The sequence below is a fragment of the Solwaraspora sp. WMMB762 genome (genome assembly GCF_049179115.1).
GTDB lineage: Bacteria > Actinomycetota > Actinomycetes > Mycobacteriales > Micromonosporaceae > Micromonospora_E.
Window position 1 is genome coordinate 168,873 of record NZ_JBMHMD010000001.1, and the last position, 20,967, is coordinate 189,839.

The following is a 20,967-nucleotide window of genomic DNA, read 5'->3' on the forward strand; positions in this document are numbered from 1 at the left end:
CGACCGGGGCCGGCAGGCCCGCGTACGAAGAAGGGGGATCAGCACATGTACGGGGATCAGCACTTGTACCACGTGACCCGGATGGACGACGAGCGGGCGGTCACGCCGCCCGGGTACGCCGAGCACAGCACCGGCTTCCGACGCCAGGACCTGATCGGTCGGGAAACCGGCTCGCACCACATGACCATGAGCACCGGCATCCTCGACCCGGGCGGCGCCGTCGCGGCCACCGTCCACTCGTACGAGAAGAGTCTGTGGATCTGGTCCGGTGAACTGACCCTGACCATGCTCGGCCAGCGGCTGACCCTGCGGGCCGACGACTGCGCGTTGGTGCCGGTGGCGGTGGCGCACCAGCTCACCGCCGGGCGCGCCGGTGCCCGGTGGTTGGAGACGTCCGCGCCGGTGCGGCTGCTGCCCGGCGACCACCGCCGCGACACCTTCTTCGTCCCCGGTGAGCTCACCGGCGGCGGCGATCTCGGCGGGGTCGACCTGCGCGATCCCCGCAACCGGTACTTCTTCCGCTTCGACAGCGGCTCGATGGACCTGCGCCGGCTGGCCCGGGGCAGTGACCCGAACGCCCCGGAGGTGTCCGCCAGCATGGCCACCGCGCTGCTCGCGTACAGCGGCATCGGCATCCGGATGCTCGCCGACCAACGGGTCGGCGCGCAGCTGCACACCATGTTCATGGTCGAGTACCAGCCGACCGCAGTCGCCCACCCGCACGACCACCCGTTCGAGGAGGCGTACGTGTTCACCGAGGGGCGCACCGAGGCGGTGGTGGCCGGCGGCGTCGAAGTCAGCCTCGAACCCGGCGACGTGCTGTGGACCGGCTCCGGCTGCGACCACGCCTTCTACAACCGCACCGACAGGCGGACCCGGTGGATCGAGACCCAGTCCCCGCAGCCGCCCGCCCAGCACTCCTACCGGTTCAACCGAGACTGGGAGTACCTCGACCGGAAACTCTGCGCCGGAGTCCGGGTCGACCCGCGGTCGGCCGGGGCCGGACCGGACGACACCGGGACGGCACCGCGATGAAGGTCGGCCAACTGGGCACCGGGCGGATGGGTACCGCGATCGCGCGGCGGCTGATCGACGCCGGCCACCAGGTCACCGTCTGGAACCGCACCGTGGCCAAGGCCGGCCCGCTCGTCGAGCAGGGAGCGGTACGCGTGGCGACGCTCGCCGACCTGGCCGCCTGCCCGGTGGTGTTCGTGTCGGTCTCCTCCTCCGAGGACCTGCTCGCCGTGCTCGACCCCGGCGACGGGTTGCTGTCCGCAGCCGACACAGGACTGCGGACCGTGGTGGACTGCTCCACCGTCGCGGTCGACGCCTCCGCCGCCGCCCGCGAACTCTGCGCGCGGGCCGGCGTGGCGTTCCTCGCCGCGCCGATCAGCGGCAACCCGGAGGTGGTCGGCTCCGGCCGGGCCTGTCTGGTCGCCTCCGGGCCGGCGGACACCTTCACCGATGTCGAGCCGCTGCTGCGGGCCGTCGGCCGGATCGTCGTGCACGCCGGGGAGCAGGAGCAGGCCCGGCTGGTGAAGCTGGCCCACAACCTCTACCTGGGCGCGCTCGCGCAGGCGCTGGTGGAGGTCACCACCCTGGTCGAGAAGGCCGGCACCGACCGTCGGGCGTTCCTCGACTTCCTCGGCAACGCCGTCGTCGGCTCCGAATGGGTGCGCCAGCGTACCCCCGATCTGGCCGACCGGGACTGGACGCCCACCTTCACCGGCGTACTGCTGCGCAAGGACCTCGACCTGGGCCTGGCCGCCGCCCGCGACCACGAGGTGCCGATGCCGGTGGTGTCCATGGTGCACCAGCTGGTGCAGCAGGCCGTCGGCCACGGCTACGGCGCGCAGGACCTGCTCGCCCTCTACGAGATCCAGGCCGCCGCCGCCGGCCTGACCGACCACCAGACGCAGGAAAGGAGTGCCCGATGAGCACCGCCACCTTCGGGTTGAACGTCGTCGACTGGGAGGCCCGGGTCGACCCGGCCCGGCTGCGCCGCGAGCGGCTGGCGCGGCTGCGCCGCCAACTCGACGCGTCGTCGGTCGGGGCACTGCTGACCTTCGACTTCCACAACATCCGCTACATGACCGCCACCCACATCGGCACCTGGGCGATGGACAAGCTGATCCGGTTCGCGCTGCTGCCGCGCGGCGGGGAACCCGTGCTGTGGGACTTCGGCTCCGCCGCCCGCCACCACGAGCTGTACGCGCCGTGGCTGGACTACCGGGGCGCGACCGACGGCGAGGGCCGGCCGATCGCCGCCGCCGCGCAGGGCACCAGCGGCTCCCGGGCCGGCATCTCGGTGCTGCGCGGCGCCTTCCACCCCGACGCAGGCGTCGCCGAGGCGGTCGCGGACAAGATCTACGCCGAACTCGACCGGTACGGGTTGACCGACGCCCCGCTCGGCGTCGACATGCTCGAACTGCCCATCCTCACCGCGTTGCGGGCCAGAGGCATCGAGGTCGTCGACGGCCAGCAGGTCTTCCTGGAAGCCCGGCGGATCAAGACCCCCGACGAGATCGCGCTGCTGACCACGGCCGCGTCGATGGTCGACGCCGCCTACGACGACCTGTACGCGTTCCTGCGCCCCGGCGTACGGGAGAACGAAACCGTCGGGCTGGTCGCCAAGAAGCTCTACGACCTCGGCTCCGAACACGTCGAAGGAGTCAACGCGATCTCCGGGGAACGCTGCTCGCCGCACCCGCACGTGTTCAGCGACCGGCTCATCCGCCCCGGCGACCCGGCGTTCTTCGACATCCTGCACAGCTTCATGGGCTACCGCACCTGCTACTACCGCACCTTCGCGGTGGGCAGTGCCTCCCGGGCGCAGGTCGACGCCTACCAGCGCTGCCGTGACTACATGGACCAGGCGATCGAGCTGGTCAAGCCGGGCGCGACCACCGCCGACATCGTCTCGGTGTGGCCGACCGCGCAGGAGTTCGGCTTCGCCGACGAGGAGGCCGCGTTCGGCCTGCAGTACGGCCACGGTGTCGGACTGTCCATCTGGGAGAAGCCGATCTTCAGTCGGCTCGTCTCACTGGAGCACCCGGAGTTGATCGAGGAGGGCATGGTCTTCGCGCTGGAGACCTACTGGCCGGCCGCCGACGGCTGGGGCGCCGCCCGGATCGAGGAGGAGCTGGTCGTCACCGCCGACGGAGCCGAGGTGATCACCAAGTTCCCGGCCGAGCAACTGCTCGTCGCCGGTCAGCGCTACTTCACCACCGGCGGCGCGCTGCCGCTGCAGCGGCACAGCCAGTCGCACATCAACAACCGGCCCGGTGCGGACGGAGTGGACCGATGACCCTGCCGCTGCAACACCACCCGTACGGCGAGCACGACGCCGTTCTGCCGCCGGGCGACGTGACCCGGCACGACAGCGCGCCGATCGACCTGGACACCCGGCTGCACCTGTACCGGCGTCAGCAGGAGATGCGCCAGTTCGAGAAGCGGGCGTACGACCTGTTCATGCAGCAGCTGGTGAAGGGCACCAGCCACCTGTCGCTGGGGATGGAGGCGATCGCCGCCGGGTTCGGTGTGGCGATGCGCGCCGACGACTACAGCTTCGCCACCTACCGGGGTCACGCGCACACCCTGGCCCGGGGTGTCGGGATGACCCCGGTGCTGGCCGAACTGCTCGGCCGGGCCAACGGCCTGCTCGGCGGCAAGGGCGGCTCGATGCACCTGACCAGCGTCGAGCACGGCATGCTGGGCTCGTACGCGATCATCGGCGCGCATCTGACGATCGCCAACGGCGCGGCCTGGTCCGCCCAGTACCGGGGCTCCGGACAGGTCGCGGTCTGCTTCTTCGGCGACGGCACCACCAACATCGGGGCGTTCCACGAGGCGCTCAACTACGCCGCCGTCTACCGGCTGCCGGTGGTGTTCGTCTGCGAGAACAACCTGTACATGGAGTACACGGTGACCAGCGACATCACCGCGGTGCGCCGGCCGGCCGCCGACCGGGCGGCGGCGTACGGGATGACACCGATCGAGATCGACGGCAACGACGCCGACGAGGTCTACCAGACGGCCGTGGCCGCCCTGGCCCGGGCCCGGTCCGGTGCGGGACCGTCGCTGGTGGAGGCGGTCACCTACCGCCACGGCGGGCACTCCCGCGCCGACCCGGGCAAGTACCGGCCGGCGGCCGAGGTAGCGGCCTGGCAGGCGTACGACCCGGTGGCGATCTACCGGGGCCGACTGCGACGTCTCGGCGTCGACCCGGCGCAGCTGGACCGGATCGACAAGGAGGTGGCCGACGCGGTCGACGAGGCGACCGAGCAGGCCAGCGCCGGTGCGCTGCCCCCACCGGGCAGCGCGATGACCGAGCTGTGGGCGGATGGAGGATCGTCATGGCGCAACTGAGCTACCGCGAGGCGGTCGCCCGGGGCATCGCCCAGGAGATGGACCGCGACGAGCGGGTGGTGCTGGTCGGCGAGGACGTTGCCGGTGCCGGCGGGGTGTTCAAGACGACCGCCGGGCTGCTCGACCGGTTCGGGCCGCGCCGGGTCGTCGACACCCCGATCTCCGAGCAGGCCATCCTCGGCGCGGCGATGGGTGCGGCGATGACCGGGCTGCGTCCGGTCGCCGAGATCATGTTCTCCGACTTCTTCGCGGTCTGCTGGGACATCGTGGTCAACCAGATCGCCAAGACCCGGTACATGACCAACGGCCAGGTCAGCCTGCCGCTCGTGATCAAGTCCGGCAACGGCGGCAGCCTGCGGTTCGGCGCCCAGCATTCGCAGTCGGTGGAGAACTGGGCGATGGCCGTACCCGGTCTGAAGGTGGTCAGCCCGTCCACCCCGACCGACGTGGTCGGCCTGATGGCCGCCGCCGTCCGCAGCGACGACCCGGTGCTGTTCTTCGAACACAAGGGACTGTACGCGGGGCGGGCCGAGGTGCCCGACGGGGAGATCGTCGACACCCTCGGCACCGCGAAGATCTGCCGACCGGGCCGGGACGCCACCGTCGTCGCCCTCGGCCTGATGGTCCCCCGGGCGCTGCAGGCCGCCGACGAACTCGCCGGGCGGGGCATCGACGTCGAGGTCATCGACGTGCGGTCGCTGGTGCCGCTGGACGTGACCACCATCCTGGACTCGGTGCACCGCACCGGGCGGCTGTTCACCGTCGAGGAGAACCCGCGGCTGCTCGGCTGGGGCGCGGAGATCGCCTCGATCGCCGCCGACGAGGCGTTCTGGGACCTGGACGGGCCGGTCCAGCGGATCACCACCCCGCACATTCCGCTGCCGTCCGCCGATTCGCTGGAGGACCTGGTCATCCCGTCGGTGGAGAGCATCGGGCAGACCATCGAGAAGGCGCTGCAGTCGTGACCCGCCAGCAGCACAGCCCCCGGGTGCGACGGCTCGCCGGCGAACACGGTGTCGACCTGGCCGGTCTGCGCGGGAGCGGCCCGGCCGGTCGGGTACGCCCCGCCGACGTGCTCGCCGCCGCCGGCGGCCGGCCGGTCACCCCGTCGGCAGCTGCGGCCGCCGCCGTACCGGCCGCCGCCGTACCGGCCGCCGCCGTACCGGCCGCCGCCGTACCGGCCGCTGCCGTCGTGCCGCCGGCCGGCTCCGGCCGTACGGTGGCAGCCGCGCTGGTCGAAGCCCAGCTCGGAGCCGTCGACGATCGTCCGGTCGGGCCGCTCGCCGCCGTCGCGCTGCTGCGGGCGCTGCGGCGCACCCCGCTGGCCGTCGCCGACGGGCGGCACCTGGCGGTGCTCGTCGACGGCGCGGACGGCACCCGTGGCGTACGGGTGCTGCGCGACGCCGGGGACCTCAACCCGGCGGCCGTCGCCCGCCGCCTCGCCGACCCGGACGGCCTCGCCGAGGAAGCGTCCGCCGCCGGCGACGGACCGGCGTCCGCTGTCGCGCTGTGCGACAGCGCCGCCGCCGGCCTGCTGCACGAGGTCCCGCAGCTGCCGGCCGGGCTGGCGGCGGTGGTCAGCGTCGGAGCACCCGTCGAGCGACCCACCGTGGTACGCCACGACGGTCAACCGATGCTGGCCATCGGCGCGGTGAGCACCGTCGGCATCGTCCACGACCCGGCGCGGATCACCCCGGCCGCCGCCCACGCGCTGCTCGGTGCCGTACGCGCCGAACTGGAAACCCTCCGCTCGACGACGAACCCGACGACGAACAGGAACCGTTGACCATGCCCATCGCCACCGTGAACCCGGCCACCGGCGAGACCGTACGCACGTACCCGTCGATGAGCGGCGACGAGATCGAGCAGGCCCTCGCGGCGGCGGCGGCCGCCCGGCCACCGATGCGGGCCGCCAGCTTCGCCCAGCGGGCGTCCTGGCTGCGGGCCGCCGCCGACCTGCTCGACGCCGACGCCGCCGACCTGGCCGCCACCATGACCCTGGAGATGGGCAAACCCATCGGCGCGGCGCTGGCCGAGGTGCGCAAGTCGGCGGCCGGCTGCCGGTTCTACGCCGACCAGGCCGAACGGATGCTCGCCGACGAGCCGGTCGACTCGGCGGCGGTCGGCGCGCGCAGCGCGTACGTGCGTTACGAACCGCTCGGCGTGGTGCTGGCCGTGATGCCGTGGAACTTCCCGCTCTGGCAGGCGCTGCGGTTCGCCGCACCGGCGTTGATGGCCGGCAACGTCGGCCTGCTCAAGCATGCCTCCAACGTGCCGCAGACCGCGATCTACCTGGGGGATCTGTTCACCCGGGCCGGGTTCCCGGCCGGGGCGTTCCAGAGCCTGCTGATCGGCGCGTCGGCAGTGGACCGGGTGATCCGCGACCCCCGGGTGGCGGCGGTGACCCTCACCGGTAGTGAGGCGGCCGGGCGGGCGGTGGCCGCCGCCGCCGGGCAGGCGCTGAAGAAGACGGTGCTTGAGCTGGGCGGCTCGGACCCGTTCGTCGTGCTGCCGTCGGCGGACGTGACTCAGGCGGCGGCGGTCGCCGCGCGGGCCCGCTGCCAGAACAACGGGCAGTCGTGCATCGCGGCGAAACGGTTCATCGTGCACCGGGCGGTGCTCGACGAGTTCACCGGCGAGTTCGTGGCCCGGATGGCCGCGCTGGTGGTCGGTGACCCGGCCGATCCGGCGACCGAGGTCGGGCCGCTGGCCACCGCGCAGACCCGGCAGGACGTGGCCGACCTGGTCGACGACGCGGTGGCCCGGGGAGCGACGGTGCTGACCGGCGCGAAACTGCCGGACGGGCCGGGCTGGTTCTACCCGCCGACGGTGCTCACCGGCGTCGACCCGACCATGCGGCTGTACGCCGAGGAGGCGTTCGGCCCGGTCGCGGTGATCTACCCGGTCGACTCACTCGACGAGGCGATCGAGGTGGCCAACGGCACCGCGTTCGGGCTCGGCTCGGTCGTGTGGACCGACGACCCGGCCGAGCAGCGCCGCTGCGTCGACGAGCTGGCGGCCGGCAGCGTCACGGTCAACGGGATGACGGTGTCCTACCCGGAGCTGCCGTTCGGCGGCATCAAGACCAGCGGGTACGGCCGGGAGCTGTCGGTGCACGGCATCCGCGAGTTCTGCAACGTCAAGGCCGTCTGGCAGGGCTGACTCCACCGCGCCAGCGGTGTCGTGTTCGTCGTCAACTGCTCAACCTTCTCAGGCGCATCTGCGTGGCGAGCTGAAACGCCTTCCTCCACGGGAACACGGTTCGTCGGCCGGTGCCGGTGCCGGTGCCGGTGCCTGGCGGGTGTGGTGTCCAGTCGTCGTCCGGGCCGGAGATGACCCGGACGCCTTCGGCCCGCAGTCCGGCGATGGAGCGTTGGTACGGGGCACGGGCGGCCAGTGCGGCATTGACGAACGGCACGACGACGGTGGGGACGCCGCGTCCGATCAGTTCGGCGGTCGAGGTGAGCGGGTAGGTGTCGGCGACGCCGCTGGCGAGACGGCAGGGGCGGCGATGAGTCGAGTGCGCTGGCGGTGGCGGCGAACTCGGTGACGGTCCGTAGTGCCGACAGTCCTTGCTCGCGTCGTCCCCACTGGACGTAGGCCGGTGCGACGTCGACGAACAGGGCTGCTTTGCGTTCGGTCAGGGTGATCTTGCCGATCCATACTTGGCGGGCGTAGGTGATGGCGGTGCCGGCGTCGCCTCGTCCAGCATGGTGGTGGCAGCGTCGCGGTCATAGCGTCGCGGTCATCGAGCCGGGCGGCGGCGGATGCCTGCGCGAGGGTGACGGCTTGTCGGGTGTGGCCGTTGCTGATCGGTGCGTGGGTCATGATCCGTGCGTTGGTGCCGACCGCGAGGGGGTCGCCGCTGTCCGTATCGGGTGTCACCGACCAAAGGCATCTCGACGCTACCGCCGTTCGCCTGACCGACGTCGGTCGGCGTCTCGGATGGCGTGTCGGACAGCAAGGCGGATGACCCAGTAGAGGGCGACGAACCCGACCGCGTAGACGACGAGGGCACCAACGGGGACGGCGAGGGAGCCGATCTGCAGGATGTCGGACACGGCACCGACGATAGGACCTAGGCGCGAACGTCGATGCCCGCCCTGTTGACGCAGCCGCAGGTACGCGCGTGGCTCTGAACTGGGGTGGGACGGACGAGTCGACCTGTACGCCGGATTCTGTCCCGTACGCGCCGGTTGCCCGGTCGCGCAGCGGGGGCGGCCATCCATCTAGGCCTACCGTCGCCGGCAGGCTCCAGCGGCCTACCCGCAGGCTCGGGCGGGCAGCCCTCGAACGCCTGCGCAGGTCGGCGTCTCGCGACACCGGCCCTCTTGGCCTTGCTCCGGGTGGGGTTTACCGAGCCATCCCGGTCACCCGGGATGCTGGTGGGCTCTTACCCCACCGTTTCACCCTTACCGGGCGTTTCACCGCCCGGCGGTCTGTTTTCTGTGGCACTGTCCCGCGGGTCGCCCCGGGTTGCCGTTAGCAACCACCCTGCCCTGTGGAGTCCGGACGTTCCTCGCCAACAGGGGATATATCCCCCCGCTGACGCGGCCGCCCGGTCGACTCATCCGTCCGAGCATCAATCGTACGCAGCCCGCGATCATTCCCCGCCCGCAGGCCCGGCAGGCCACCACGACCAGCCCAGAACAGTGATCTAGAAGGATTATGGTCGATATACCGGCCAAATCCTTCTAGATCCACCGCATGACCTACGCCCACAGCCAGGCAACAGCCAGGCGGCTCAGGTCAGCAACTCCACCGGCGGCTGGCCTCGCTCGCCCGGCGGCAGATGGCCGATCTCGTTGAAGATGGCCAGGGTCGGCGGAGCGTCGCTGCGCCACTGCACGATCGTCACCCGCAGTTGAACTGGTTCAACCCGAGCCACCGACAGTACGGCGCATCCAGCGCGTGCCGAACCGCCCAGCCGATCACGAAGTCGTGCGTCACCACCAGTTCGTGCCGGTCGACGTCGCCGGCCCGCCCCCAGCGGTTCGCCGCTGCCTGTGCCCGTACCGCGCCGGCCGCGAACCGACACTCGTGCACCGCGACCCGGGCAGGAAGGCGACGATCTCCTCGGCGGTCTGCACGGCCCGCGTCGCCGGACGTGGTGTGGTGGACGGCATTCCGGCCGCCGTCGCCGTCAGCGGGCTCTGGGCGCACGAGTTGGTGCACGAGTTGAAGGTCAGCGACCTCGCAAGCGGCAGATAGGGTATCTGGCCTTCAACTCGAGCGCGGAGGCCAACCCCAGCGTGGATGGAACCGGCAGGACGGCGGTCGGCGCAGGGCGCGGGTCAGCGCAGGGCGCGGACCAGCAGCAGGTCGCCGGTACCGACGCCGAGGAGGCCGATGTCGACGCCAGCGGAGCATCGGGCGGCGTACCTGGTGGACGCGGTGCGGGCACACCTCGACGTCGGTGACTTCAAAGCGGCGGGTCGGTGGGCGGTCGAGGCGGACCGCTGAGATCCGCGCTCGGGCTGACGACCGGTGTCTGACGACGAGGGAACCGGTATGACCCTTAAACCGGCGGGTTGAGGGCCATAGCGGTTCCCTCGGTGGCGTCGGCCGGGCCGAGTACGCGGATCTGGTCGCCGGGCCGGATGACGCCACCGACCACGACACGGGCGTAGAGGCCACGCAGCCGGGCCTGGCGACCCTGCTCACTCCAGACCAGCTTGTGCGCGTCCCGCCCGTAGCGGTTGGCGAACTTCGCACACCCGTTGTGCGGCTCGGCCGTCACCTCGATGACCGCCTCGTCGCCGACCGCCAGCCGGGTGCCGGCGGGCAGTGCGTCGGTGTGCAGGTCGAGATCGGCGAAGAGCTGGTCGCCGGCCAGCCCCCAGTGCTGCGGGTCGTCACCGGCGACCAGCCGGACGAACCGGGAGTTCATCACGGTGAGCTGCCGGTCCGGGTGCGCCGAACCGTCGCCGGTGGCCGAGCTGCCGCGCTGCGCCCAGCCGTCGCCGACCAGCCCGTCGGTGATGTCGAGCGTCCCTTCGGCGAGCAGTTCCCGTTCGTCGACGGCCGGCCGGCGGACGATGAGGTCCAACGTGCCGGAGCCGCGTGGGGAGCGGGCCACCTCGGTGAGCCCGGCGGTGAGCTCGGCGGTGGGCAGGTGACGCGGCGCCGTGGTGTTCATCGGGGGGTGGTCCATGTCCGGAGTGTGGCAGAGCGTACGTGTGCAGTCGATAGGATTCACCGCACGCCGGTGCCGCATCGCGGGATCGAACACGTCAGGTCAGCCCGGCCTCCTTGACGAGGATCGCGGCCTGCACCCGCGAGGCGCAACCGAGCTTGGCCAGCACCCGCGAGACGTGGGTCTTCGCGGTCGCCTCGGTGATCGCCAACGATGCCGCGATGTCGGCGTTGGACAGCCCGCGGCCGAGCGCGGCGAGCACGTCGCGTTCCCGGCTGGTGAGCGCGTCGAACGAGGGACGCGTCGATGACACCTCAGGTACGGCGGCGGAGACGAAGGCAGTGAGGAGCCGACGGGTCACCTCGGGCGCAATCACCCCGTCGCCAGCCGCGACCCGGCGGACCGCGTCCACCAGAGCCACGGGCTCGACCGACTTCAGCAGGAAACCGGCCGCTCCCGCCCGGAGTGCTCCGAACAGGTACTCGTCGATGTCGAAGGAGGTCAGGACGAGCACGTCGGCCACTCCCGCCGAGGTGATCGCCCGCGTCGCGGCGATGCCGTCGGTGCCGGGCATCCGGATGTCCATGACCACGACGTCGGGGCGCAGCGCGCCCGCCTGCCGGATCGCCACTGTACCGTCGGCGGCCTCGCCGACGACGGCGATATCGGCGGCCTGCTCCAGCATCAGCCGTAGTCCGGCGCGGATCGCGGCGTGGTCGTCGGCGAGGACGACGCGGATCCGGGCCGCCGTCACCGTAGCCCTCCGGCCGGCCGCGCCACCGGCACCTCGACCGTCGGGTGCCGGGGCAGTGTCGCCCGGACCCGCCAGTGGTCGCCGTCACGGCCCGCGCTCAGGGCACCGCCCAGCAGGGCGGCGCGCTCACGCATCGACGCCAGACCGGTGCCGGAGCTCAGCGTGGGATGGCCGAGGTCGACGGCCCGGATCAGGGTGTTGGTGACCGTCACGGTGACATGATCCGCCGCCTCGGCCACCTCGACCCGTACCTGGGATCCCGGCGCGTGTTTGCCAGCGTTCGTCAACGCCTCACGAACGATCCGGTAGGCGGCGTGCCCCACCAGCGCGGGGACCTGCGGTACGGCGGCCATGCTCAGGTCGACCCGCAGGCCGCCCGCCTCAGCCGCATCCGCCAGCTCCGGCAGGCGGTCCAGGCCGCCGGGTGCGGTGGCGTCGGCGGCCGGGAAACCGTCCGCCCGCAGTAGGAAGATCATCGACCGCATCTCCTCCAGCGCGGTGAGGCTGCTGGTGCGCACCGCCCGCAGCGCCGCCCGATCGTGTTCGGCGTCCGGCGGTCGCGCGAGTGCCGCTCCGGAGTGGATCGCCGTTGTGGACAGGTGGGCGGCGATGACGTCGTGCAGGTCCCGGGCCACCGCGGCACGTTCGGCGAGCACTGCCTCCCGGGCGGTCCGCTCGGCGGTGAGTACGCCCAGCATGCGCTGCTGGCGGAGGTTCGCCGACCACCACAACGGCACGAACAGCAGTGTGGTCAGCTGCAGACCGATGAAGACCGCGGCCCGGAACTCGCCGATGGCCAGGCCGCCGACGACGCTCGCCGTGCCGATCAGCACGAACACGACGGTCGTCACCGCGGCACGGGCGCGGGCGGACGCGAACTGCCCTGCCGAGAAGAGCAGGTCGAACAGGACCAGAACGATCGCGATACTGCCGCCGAGGATGGCATCGGCGGCGACCACGCCGGCACCGACGCCCAACGCACGCATCGGACGCCGGCGTTTGCCCAGCATCGCGAGGCAGCCGACGGCCAGCAGGACCGACTGCCACCACCCCTGCGTCGGACCGGCAAGGTGCCCGTCCAGCACGTCGAGGTCGTGCCAGACGTCGGTCAGCCCGACCAGGTTCAGCACCACACCGACGGCGAAGGTGGTCACGGCGGTGAGGTTGTCCTGCAGCTGGGTGCTGCCCCGCCAGCGTTCGGCCAGCCGTTGCCGCAGTCCTGCCTCCGTCACGCGGTCCATCCCATCACGGCCGGTGCGATGCCGCGTCCGTCGAAGGATGTACGCGGGCCGGGGCCGGACAACTTTCGGCCGACGCGCCGACCTGACCGCAGCCGGCACCGTACGGCAATGGACTTTGCGCTTCTGGGGTCACTGGTCGTTCTCGCGTTGATCGACTCCACCAGTTTCGGCACGCTGCTCATCCCGATCTGGCTGCTGCTGCACCCGGGGCGGATCCGTGCCGGTCGGATCCTGGTCTTCCTCGGCACCGTCGCAGCCTTCTACTTCCTGATCGGCGTCGCCGTCGCCTCGGGCGCCGAAGCGTTCCTGCCGCAGGTCAGCCGCCTACTCGACGCCCGGCCGGTGAGGTGGACGCAACTGGTCGTCGGCGTCGCGCTGTTCTTCTGGAGCTTCCGGCTGGACCGCAAGAACAAGCCAGCTGCTCGGGTAGGCCGATTGCAGCGCTGGCGGCAGCGGGCGCTGACCGCCGGCGTGTCCGGGCTGGTCGGCTTGGCGCTCGCCGCCGCAGCGGTCGAGGTGACCACGATGCTGCCGTATCTGGCCGCCATCGGGCTGCTGACCACGGCGGGGCTCCCGCCGGGACAGTTGGCGCTGGTGATGGCCGGCTACTGCCTGCTGATGATCATTCCGGCGGTGGGGCTGCTGGTGCTGCGTGCCGCCGGTGGCCGCCGCCTGACACCACTGCTGGGCCGGATCAGTGACTGGATGGCCAGCAACAACGCCCTATCGTGGATCGTCGGGATCGTCGGGTTCCTGCTTGCCCGCGACGCGCTGGTCCGTCTCGACGTTCTCGACTGAGCGCCGACCGGGCACCGGGACCGGTCACGCCGGGAGCGTCTCACCGACCGAGCGCCGCGTCGAGGTCGTCGAGGTGACGGGCGACCGGGCCGACGGTGAGCATGCCGCTGCCGGCCCCGGCCAGCTCGCCGACGGCCGGTGCGAGTGCGGTTCGGGCGCGGCGCATCGCTGTACGGTCGTCGAGGGCGATCGCGGCCCGCGCGGTGAGGCACCACAGCGCCTCGGTCAGCAGGTCGCGCGGTGGGTCCGGGGTCTGCCGCAGCGCCGTCGCGGCCTCGGCCGGCCGGTCCCGCACCAGCAGCAGGAGCGGGCGCGCCCAGTGCCGGTAGGGACCCCAGTCGGTGTCGTCGTCGAAGCGGATCGCCTCGCCGTGCCAGACCCGCAGGCACAGCAGCGCCAGCGGGAGCAGGCCCTGCTCGACGCCGGGCATGCCGGCGGTGGCGAGCCGCGCCGCCGCGTCGCGGTAGGCGGCCTCGGCGGCGGCCGACGGCGACCCGGTCGCGGCCAGCCGCAGCGCCCGGTACCACCCGGTGAACACCCCGACCAGCGGTCTGTCGTGCCGCTGCCCGAGCCGGTCCGCGGCGGCGGCGTGCCGGTCGGCGGCGGCGAAGTCGGCAAGCCCGCTGCGGGCCTGCAACCGGACGAGATGACCGAGGATCTCGTACGTCGCCAGACCGTGCCGGGAGCAGAGCGCGACCAGTTCGGCGCCGATCTCGTCCCGCTCGGCGGCCAGACCGGTCCGGTGGAAGGTCTGCATGAACACGCCGTTGAGCGCGAAGGCCAGCAGGGTCGGGTCGCCCAGCCGGCGCGCGATCCGCTCCGCCTCCCGGGCCGCCTCGGGTCCGCGTGCCGCATGCGTGCCGCGTGACTCCACCGCGACCGTGGCCAGCAGCCGGGCCCGGGTGGCGTCAGACAGGCCGGGACCAGCGGCGGCCAGGGCCCGTTCGGCGGCCGCGACGATCTGCGCCGCCTGCGCCGGGTCGTCGGGCCGGGTCCAGATCGCGGGTACGTCGTACCCGCCGATCACCCGGGCGGCGAGCTCGGGGTCGGCCAACTGCTCGGCCACGGTGATGGCCGTGATCCGCTGTTCCCGTGCCGCTTCGAGACCGCTCGCCCCGGTCACGGCGAGACTGCGCAGCAGACCGACCGTCGACTCCAGCCGGGCTTTGGAAGCGGACGGCACGCTCCGGTCGTACGCCGCCGTGGCCTCCGCCCAGAGCCGTTCCGGCGCGGCCGGCCCCGGACCGTTGTCGAGCCGTTCGGTCTGGCGCAGGATGTCGGCCTCCAGGTGCCGCAGTCGCGGGCCCGGATCGATGCCCAGCTCGTCGAGCAGCAGCCGGCGGGCCCGGCGCAGGACGGCGAGCGCATCGCCTTGGCGGCCGGCCCGGTACAGCGCGAGTGCCAGCAGCCGCCACGCCTCCTCCCGCCACGGATGCCCGGCCACGTGGGCGTCGAGATCCGGTACGGCGTCGGCGGCCCGCCCGAGGCCCAGCAGCGCCTCGGCCCGCTGCTCGACGGCGTTGAGCCGGAGCTGATCGAGACGGGAACGCTCGACCTGCGCCCACGGCTCGTCGTCGAATCCGGCGTACGCGGGCCCGCGCCACCAGCTCAGCGCACGATCGAGCTGGTCGAGCGCCGGGTGTGGGGCAGCCGAGGGCGTGGCAGCGACCGTGTCCTCGAACCGCCAGGCGTCGACCGTCTCCGGCGCCGGCCGCAGCGCGTACCCCGGGCCCTCGGTGACCAGCAACCGGGCCGCCGATCGCGGCGGACGCTGCGGCTCCAGCGCGCGCCGCAACGCCGCGACGAAGGTTCGTACGGCGCTCACCGCGCCCGGGGCGGGCTCCGGCCACAGGTCTTCGACGAGACGGTCGACCGGGACGACCCGGCCCCGGGCGACGACGAGCCGGGCGAGCACCGCCCGGTGCTTCGGCCCTTTCAGGTCGATCGGCGCGCCGACGTCGTCCCAGGCGACGACCGGGCCGAGGACACCGAAGCTGACCTGCACTGACCGGACCGCCCTTCTGCGCCTGCGCTCAACGTATCGCGCTCATCGGTTGCTCATCCGGGCCCGGCACGCTGGATTCCGGCACCGACCAGAAGAAAGGGTACGATCATGACATTTGCCATCCCCGGCTTCGACTACCGGCGGGTCGCGGTCGACGGCGACGTGGCACTGAACGTGGCGGTCAGCGGTACGGGCCGCCCGATCGTGCTGCTGCACGGCTTTCCGCAGACCCACGCCATGTGGCGGCACGTCGCCGCTGACCTGGCCGCCGACCACACGGTGATCGTGCCGGACCTGCGCGGCTACGGCGCGAGTGACAAACCCGAGGCGGTCGACCGGGACACGTACTCGAAGCGGACCATGGCCGCCGACATCGTCGCGCTCGCCGGCGAGCTCGGCCACGAACGCTTCGCCCTGGCCGGCCACGACCGCGGCGCCCTGGTCGCCATCCGCGCCGGCCTGGACCATCCCACCCGGATCAGCCACCTGGCCTCGCTCGACGTGCTGCCGACCCTGGACATGTGGGATGTCCTGCACGGCGCCACCGCCGCGGTCGCGTTCCACCTGTACCTGATGGCCCAGCCACCCGGCCTGCCCGAGCAGATGATCGGTGCCAGCGCGGACGCCTTCTTCGGTTACTTCCTCGACCTGTGGACCCGCGACCCGCAGGCCATCCCCGCCGACGTACGGGCGGAGTACCTGCGCGCCTCGCGCGAGGCGGTCACCTCGATCGTCGCCGACTACCGGGCCTCGGCCGACATCGACATCGAACACGACCGGGCCGACCGGGCGGCCGGTAACCGGCTGGTCATGCCGGTCACCGTGGTGCAGCAGGACTGGGGTGCCGCACTCGGGTTCGACGCCGCCGCGCTGTGGCGTACCTGGGCCGATGACCTGGAGCACCGCACCACCTCGGCCGGACACTTCATGGCCGAGGAGGCACCGGAGGAGATCATCAAGGTGCTGCGTTCGCTGCTTGACCGCTAGCGCCGCTCATGCGCCGGCGGACGGACCGCTGGCCCGGCCCCGGGACGGGTCGGGGCCGGGCCAGCGGTGGTTCAGTTCGCGGTGCAGGTGGGGGTCATGCCGGTTCCGCTGCCGTTGCCCTGGAAGCCGAATTCGGTGACCTGGCCGGGGTTGAGCCGGCCGTTGTAACTGACGTTGGTGAACCGGACGGTGCCGGTGCTCCCGCTGGCGCTGGCGTTCCAGGTGTTGGTGACGCTGGCCCCGCCGGGCAGGGTCATGGTGACGGTCCACCCGTTGGTGCCGGCGGAGCCGGCGGTGATGCGGATGGTGGCGACAAAGCCGCCGGTCCAGGAGTTCAGCGAGACGGTCGCGGTGCAGCCACCGTTGCCCGGCGGCGGCGTGGTCGGGCCCGGCGGGGGAGTGGTGGGGCCGGGCGGCGGCGTGGTCGGGCCGGGCGGCGGCGTGGTCGGGTTCGGTTGGCCGCCCTGGAACTGGGAGAAGAACTGCCAGATCTCGCCCTTGGTCCAGGTGTTGACGCCGCTCTCGGTGTAGGTGCCGTCGACCGGGCCGGGGGTGTGCCCGTTGTCGTACGCGGCCCACTGCACCGGGTATCCGGAGCGGCAGCCCTGGTAGGCGGTGGTGATGTGTGCCCGGCTGCCCTGCGCGGGCTCCCGGGGGCTCTGCTGCGTGCAGCCGTTGTTGCGGACGAACGTGTCGCGCAGTGACCGTCCCATGGAGATCGGCAGGACGTTGTCAGTGATGCCGTGCAGTCCGAAGTACGCGACCGGCTGGGTGCCACCGCTGCACCCGCTGATCAGCCCGCCGGAGATGACCGCCACGGCCCGGATCTCGTTCGGCCGGGCGCAGGCGAGCGCATAGCTCATCCCGCCGCCCCAGCTGAAGCCGAGGGCGAAGCGCTGGGTGGTGTCCACGCAGAGGTCGCTCTCGATCCGCCGGATCATGTCGTCGAAGAAGGTGACGTCCTGGCCACCGGGGTTCGCCCAGCCGTTGTCGATCCCCTGCGGAGCGACCAGGATCGCGCTGTTGTTCGACAGTTGCTGCTGGCCGTAGTAGGCCCAGGCGGCGCCGCTGCTGCCACCTGAGTTGACGTCGTTGGCGGTGCCGCCGCGCCAGTGGTACGCGATGATCAGCCGGTACTGACGGGTGTTGTCGTAGTTGGCGGGCAGTCGCAGGATGAAGCTGCGGCTGCGGCCGCTGCTCTGGACCGTGTGGGTGCCGTTACCCAGTGTCGGTGTCCGGCCGCATCCGGCGCTCGCCGCGGCAGCGCCGACGTCCGTGGCGGACACCGCGCCGGCGCCCACTGTCGTGCTGGTGCTGTCGAGATCTGCGCTGTCGAAGCCGCGGCCGAGTGTCGTGCCGGCCGCAGCCACCGCGACAAACGCCGCGAGCAGGAGAGGTCCGGGAAAGAATCGAGTTCCTGACATTGCCACTTCCTTGGATTCATGGCACAGGTGGGATGCGCACGCTGGCACATGCGATCGACGTATCGGTTGGTCGTCTCCGCCGGCTCGGGCGTTGGCCGGATCCCGGCTCGGCGCTCGGCATGCCCTGGGCGGACGACCCGATCTGGGGGTTCGACCAGCGGCCCGCCCGGTGAGTCGCAGGTGTCACCCAAGGCATCGATTGTGATCGATAACAAGGTGGTCGTCAAGTCGTGTCGGCCGAGATCGGCCCAAGAGGGTCGGGAGCTCGCCGGCCGTCCGCCCGATCGGGTCGGTCCGTCGAGCGGGGGCGTTGTGAGCGGTAACAGCGACCGCCCCGGGCGCAGCGCCGTGGCAAACTGCCTAGAGTTCTAGAACAGGTCGTGATAGTTATAGAGCTGCCGAGGATGACTCGGACGGCTGACAGACGGAGAGGTGTGGCATCGTGACCGACGTACTGCAGAGGTCCAGGACTGCCGGGATGGGTGACCCCGGTCCGACCGGACGGTTCGGCCACTACGGCGGCGGGTACGTGCCGGAGTCGCTGGTCGAGACCTGCCGGCAGGTGGCGGAGGCGTTCCGGCAGGCATGGTCGGACCCGGAGTTCCGGGACAGCCTCACCGGCCTGCTGGCGGTGCACGTCGGCCGTCCGACGCCGCTCACGCCGGCGCTACGCCTGTCAGCGGAACTCGGCGTCCACCTGATGCTCAAGCGGGAGGACCTGACCCACACCGGTTCCCACAAGATCAACAACGTGCTCGGCCAGGCACTGCTCGCCCGCCGGATGGGCCGGTCGCACCTGATCGCCGAGACCGGCGCCGGGCAGCACGGCGTCGCCACCGCCACCGCAGCGGCGCTGCTGGGCCTGCGCGCCACCGTCTTCATGGGCGAGCGGGACATTGAACGGCAGGCGCTCAACGTGTTCCGGATGCAACTGCTCGGTGCCGAGGTGGTCCCGGTCGGCGCCGGCAGCCGCACTCTCTCCGACGCCACCAGCGAGGCCATGCGCCACTGGGTCGGGCGTACCGACGAGGCGCACTACTGCGCCGGCTCGGTGATCGGTCCGCACCCGTATCCGTGGATGGTGCGGACCTTCCAACGGGTCATCGGCGACGAGGCACGCGGCCAGTGCGCCCGCGAGTTGGCCACTGCGGTGCCGGACTACGTCGTGGCCTGCGTCGGCGGCGGCTCCAACGCCGCCGGCACCTTCGCCGGTTTCGTCGACACGTCCGCCCGGCTGGTCGGGGTGGAGGCGGCCGGTGGCGCCGGTGCGACGCTCGGTCGGGTCGGCGTCCTGCATGGATGCCGCTCCCGGTTCCTGCAGGACGACGCCGGGCAGATCGTCGAGGCGCACTCCATCGCCGCCGGACTCGACTACCCGGGCGTCGGGCCCGAGCACGCCCACCTGCGTGACCTTGGTCGGGCCCGGTACGAGACGGTGACCGACGACGAAGCGGCCGCCGCCGTGGTCCGGTTGGCCCGTACTGAGGGAATCGTCCCGGCTCTGGAATCGGCGCACGCGCTCGCCTGGGTGGTCCGCGCGGCCGGCGCCGGTGAACTGCCGCCCGGCGCGACCGTCCTGCTCACCCTCTCCGGGCGCGGCGACAAGGACGTCTCGACGCTCAAGGACGTCTCGACCAGCAAGGGCACGCCGACCCCCGGTGACCCGGCATGACGCTCGAAGACCGGCTGCGGCGGCGCCGGGCAGCCGGGCGCAAACTGCTGATGCCGTACGTCACCGGTGGGATCACCACGACCTGGCTCGACCAGCTGCGGGCCTTCGTCGAGGCCGGAGCCGACCTGGTCGAGGTCGGTCTGCCGTTCTCCGACCCCACCCTGGACGGTGCCACCATCCAGGAGGCGACCCACCGGGCGCTGGCGCGCGGGGCGACGACCCGGGGCATCCTCGACGACCTCGCCGGTGCCGCGACCGACGTGCCGCTGGTTGCCAGCACCTACTACAACCTGATCCTGCACGCCGGCCCTCAGCGGTTCTGTGCCGCGCTGCGCGAGGCCGGAGTCAGCGGCCTGATCGTGCCGGACCTGCCGCTCGGCGAGGCCGACGAGTTGGCTGGCTCGGCCGCCTCCGCCGGCATTGACCTGGTCCTGCTGGCCGCCCCGACGACCCCGCCGCCCCGGCTGGCACAGATCGCCGAGCGCAGCCGGGGCTTCGTCTACGCCGTGTCGGTGATGGGCACCACCGGTGAGCGGACCACGGTCGCCGCCTCCGCCGGGGCACTTGTCGACCGGCTACGGCCCACCACGGACCGGCCGGTCCTGGTGGGATTCGGCATCTCCACTCCGGAGCAGGCCGCGCACGTCGCCCGCACCGCCGACGGTGTCGTCGTGGGAGCCGCGCTGATGCGTCGGGTGCTGGACGGAGCCAGCCCGTACGATGTCGGCAGCTACCTCGCCCGGATGCGCCGTGCCCTCGACCAGGACCTGCCTCCGGGCGGTGGGCAGTGGACCAGAGCGTGACCGAGCAGGAGCGAGACGACCGTGACCGCGAGCCCTGGACCCGCCCCGAGGTACCAGGCCATCGCCGCCGACCTCGCGGCGAAGATCCGGGGCGGCGAGTACACCGCCGGCGATGCGCTGCCCCCACAACGTGAGCTGAGCGCGGCCTACGGCGTCACCCTGATGACCCTGCGCCAGGCCCTGCGCCGGCTCAGCGACGACGGGCTGATCGTGCAACAGCCCGGCCGGGGCACCTTCGTCGCCCCGCCGCACCTGGCGTACGAACTCGGCTCGCTGCACAGTTTCGCCGACGACCTGGTCAGACAGGGCCACGCGGTACGCACGACCGTGCTCGCCCGGTCGGTGCGGCGCGCGTCGGCTCGCGCCGCCACCCAGTTGCGGATCGCGCCGGGTGAGCACGCGCTGCGGCTGGAGCGACTGCGTGAGTTCGCCGGCCGCCCCGCGATCCACCAGGTCTCCTGGGTACGCCAACCGCACGCCGACCGGCTTCGCGGCCGGGACTTCACCGCCGAGTCGCTGTACGGCGCTCTCGCCGACATCGGCATCTCGGTCGCCAGGGCGACCGAGACAGTTCACCCCGGTCTGCTCGACTCCGTCGTCGCGCCCCTGCTGAAGGAACCGGCCGGCAGCGCCGTGTTCGTCAGCGACCGGATCACCTACGCCGTCGACACGACCGCCGTCGTCGTCGACCGGGCCACCATCCTCGGCAGCATGATGGAGATCCGTACCGAGCGGGCGGTCACCGGTCTGTCGCTGCGCTGGGGCGCGACCGGTTGAGT

General features: G+C 72.1%; 20 protein-coding genes and 1 other RNA gene. 13 read left to right on the forward strand and 8 right to left on the reverse strand.

What is annotated here, in order from left to right:
• The first annotated feature begins 45 nt into the window (after positions 1 to 45).
• Genes ACN27J_RS00825 through ACN27J_RS00855 form a run of 7 tightly spaced genes read left to right on the forward strand, consistent with a single transcriptional unit; the run spans position 46 to position 7,530 of the window.
• Positions 46 to 1,035: a cupin domain-containing protein gene (locus tag ACN27J_RS00825; RefSeq protein ID WP_421362342.1), complete on the forward strand. Its 990-nt coding sequence runs from the start codon at positions 46 to 48 to the stop codon at positions 1,033 to 1,035.
• Entirely contained in the window at positions 1,032 to 1,937 is a 906-nt protein-coding gene (locus ACN27J_RS00830; RefSeq protein ID WP_421362344.1) for an NAD(P)-dependent oxidoreductase, read from the forward strand. The genes ACN27J_RS00825 and ACN27J_RS00830 overlap by 4 nt, the downstream gene beginning before the upstream one ends.
• Complete coding sequence (locus ACN27J_RS00835) at positions 1,934 to 3,307, forward strand: M24 family metallopeptidase (protein WP_421362347.1); 1,374 nt, start codon at positions 1,934 to 1,936, stop codon at positions 3,305 to 3,307. Before ACN27J_RS00830 ends, ACN27J_RS00835 begins: the two co-directional genes overlap by 4 nt.
• Positions 3,304 to 4,368 carry a thiamine pyrophosphate-dependent dehydrogenase E1 component subunit alpha gene (locus ACN27J_RS00840; RefSeq protein ID WP_421362350.1) on the forward strand — a complete coding sequence of 355 codons (1,065 nt, stop codon included), beginning with the start codon at positions 3,304 to 3,306 and terminating at the stop codon, positions 4,366 to 4,368. The genes ACN27J_RS00835 and ACN27J_RS00840 overlap by 4 nt, the downstream gene beginning before the upstream one ends.
• Positions 4,356 to 5,333, forward strand: a complete 978-nt coding sequence (locus ACN27J_RS00845; RefSeq protein ID WP_421362353.1) for an alpha-ketoacid dehydrogenase subunit beta — start codon at positions 4,356 to 4,358, stop codon at positions 5,331 to 5,333. Before ACN27J_RS00840 ends, ACN27J_RS00845 begins: the two co-directional genes overlap by 13 nt.
• On the forward strand, positions 5,330 to 6,154 hold the full coding sequence (locus ACN27J_RS00850) for an E3 binding domain-containing protein (RefSeq protein ID WP_421362356.1): 825 nt from the start codon (positions 5,330 to 5,332) through the stop codon (positions 6,152 to 6,154). The genes ACN27J_RS00845 and ACN27J_RS00850 overlap by 4 nt, the downstream gene beginning before the upstream one ends.
• A gap of 2 nt (positions 6,155 to 6,156) precedes the next feature.
• Entirely contained in the window at positions 6,157 to 7,530 is a 1,374-nt protein-coding gene (locus tag ACN27J_RS00855; protein WP_421362359.1) for an NADP-dependent succinic semialdehyde dehydrogenase, read from the forward strand.
• Between the two features lie 31 nt (positions 7,531 to 7,561).
• Here the strand turns inward: ACN27J_RS00855 and ACN27J_RS00860 are convergent, their stop codons facing one another.
• The 3 genes from ACN27J_RS00860 to rnpB all read right to left on the reverse strand — a co-directional run bounded on the left by ACN27J_RS00860 (position 7,562) and on the right by rnpB (position 8,938).
• Positions 7,562 to 7,786, reverse strand: a complete 225-nt coding sequence (locus tag ACN27J_RS00860; protein ID WP_421362362.1) for a hypothetical protein — start codon at positions 7,784 to 7,786, stop codon at positions 7,562 to 7,564.
• A gap of 487 nt (positions 7,787 to 8,273) precedes the next feature.
• On the reverse strand, positions 8,274 to 8,429 hold the full coding sequence (locus tag ACN27J_RS00865) for a hypothetical protein (protein WP_421362365.1): 156 nt from the start codon (positions 8,427 to 8,429) through the stop codon (positions 8,274 to 8,276).
• A gap of 90 nt (positions 8,430 to 8,519) precedes the next feature.
• Positions 8,520 to 8,938: RNase P RNA component class A (rnpB, locus tag ACN27J_RS00870), an RNA gene on the reverse strand.
• Between the two features lie 371 nt (positions 8,939 to 9,309).
• Between rnpB and ACN27J_RS00875 the strand changes: the two genes are divergently transcribed.
• Positions 9,310 to 9,579 (forward strand): hypothetical protein, encoded by a 270-nt coding sequence (locus ACN27J_RS00875; RefSeq protein WP_421362368.1) that lies wholly within the window; start codon positions 9,310 to 9,312, stop codon positions 9,577 to 9,579.
• Positions 9,580 to 9,886: 307 nt separating this feature from the next.
• On the opposite strand, the gene ACN27J_RS00880 is transcribed toward ACN27J_RS00875, so the two are convergent.
• From ACN27J_RS00880 to ACN27J_RS00890, 3 genes are all read right to left on the reverse strand, one after another.
• On the reverse strand, positions 9,887 to 10,522 hold the full coding sequence (locus ACN27J_RS00880; RefSeq protein WP_421362370.1) for an MOSC domain-containing protein: 636 nt from the start codon (positions 10,520 to 10,522) through the stop codon (positions 9,887 to 9,889).
• Between the two features lie 79 nt (positions 10,523 to 10,601).
• Positions 10,602 to 11,258: a response regulator gene (locus ACN27J_RS00885; protein ID WP_421362373.1), complete on the reverse strand. Its 657-nt coding sequence runs from the start codon at positions 11,256 to 11,258 to the stop codon at positions 10,602 to 10,604.
• The gene (locus ACN27J_RS00890; protein ID WP_421362376.1) at positions 11,255 to 12,490 is read right to left on the reverse strand and encodes a sensor histidine kinase; all 1,236 of its coding nucleotides are present in this window, start codon (positions 12,488 to 12,490) and stop codon (positions 11,255 to 11,257) included. The genes ACN27J_RS00885 and ACN27J_RS00890 overlap by 4 nt, the downstream gene beginning before the upstream one ends.
• A 117-nt stretch (positions 12,491 to 12,607) precedes the next feature.
• Here ACN27J_RS00890 and ACN27J_RS00895 point away from each other — a divergent pair, with 117 nt between their 5' ends.
• Positions 12,608 to 13,297 (forward strand): GAP family protein, encoded by a 690-nt coding sequence (locus ACN27J_RS00895; protein ID WP_421362378.1) that lies wholly within the window; start codon positions 12,608 to 12,610, stop codon positions 13,295 to 13,297.
• A 40-nt stretch (positions 13,298 to 13,337) separates the two neighbouring features.
• Here ACN27J_RS00895 and ACN27J_RS00900 read toward each other — a convergent pair whose 3' ends face one another.
• Positions 13,338 to 15,302: a BTAD domain-containing putative transcriptional regulator gene (locus tag ACN27J_RS00900; RefSeq protein ID WP_421362380.1), complete on the reverse strand. Its 1,965-nt coding sequence runs from the start codon at positions 15,300 to 15,302 to the stop codon at positions 13,338 to 13,340.
• 108 nt (positions 15,303 to 15,410) lie between these two features.
• On the opposite strand from ACN27J_RS00900, the gene ACN27J_RS00905 reads away from it, so the two are divergent.
• Positions 15,411 to 16,289: an alpha/beta fold hydrolase gene (locus ACN27J_RS00905; protein WP_421362383.1), complete on the forward strand. Its 879-nt coding sequence runs from the start codon at positions 15,411 to 15,413 to the stop codon at positions 16,287 to 16,289.
• A 71-nt stretch (positions 16,290 to 16,360) separates the two neighbouring features.
• Here the strand turns inward: ACN27J_RS00905 and ACN27J_RS00910 are convergent, their stop codons facing one another.
• Entirely contained in the window at positions 16,361 to 17,713 is a 1,353-nt protein-coding gene (locus ACN27J_RS00910) for a cellulose binding domain-containing protein (protein ID WP_421362386.1), read from the reverse strand.
• A 478-nt stretch (positions 17,714 to 18,191) separates the two neighbouring features.
• Here ACN27J_RS00910 and trpB point away from each other — a divergent pair, with 478 nt between their 5' ends.
• The 3 genes from trpB to ACN27J_RS00925 are packed head-to-tail and all read left to right on the forward strand — an operon-like array spanning position 18,192 to position 20,965.
• A complete protein-coding gene (trpB, locus tag ACN27J_RS00915) occupies positions 18,192 to 19,385 on the forward strand; it encodes a tryptophan synthase subunit beta (RefSeq protein WP_421372068.1) in 1,194 nt (397 codons plus the stop codon).
• Positions 19,382 to 20,188, forward strand: coding sequence for a tryptophan synthase subunit alpha (trpA, locus tag ACN27J_RS00920; RefSeq protein WP_421362389.1), 807 nt, complete (start codon positions 19,382 to 19,384; stop codon positions 20,186 to 20,188). Before trpB ends, trpA begins: the two co-directional genes overlap by 4 nt.
• A gap of 21 nt (positions 20,189 to 20,209) precedes the next feature.
• Positions 20,210 to 20,965 (forward strand): GntR family transcriptional regulator, encoded by a 756-nt coding sequence (locus ACN27J_RS00925; RefSeq protein ID WP_421362392.1) that lies wholly within the window; start codon positions 20,210 to 20,212, stop codon positions 20,963 to 20,965.
• Positions 20,966 to 20,967: the final 2 nt, after the last annotated feature.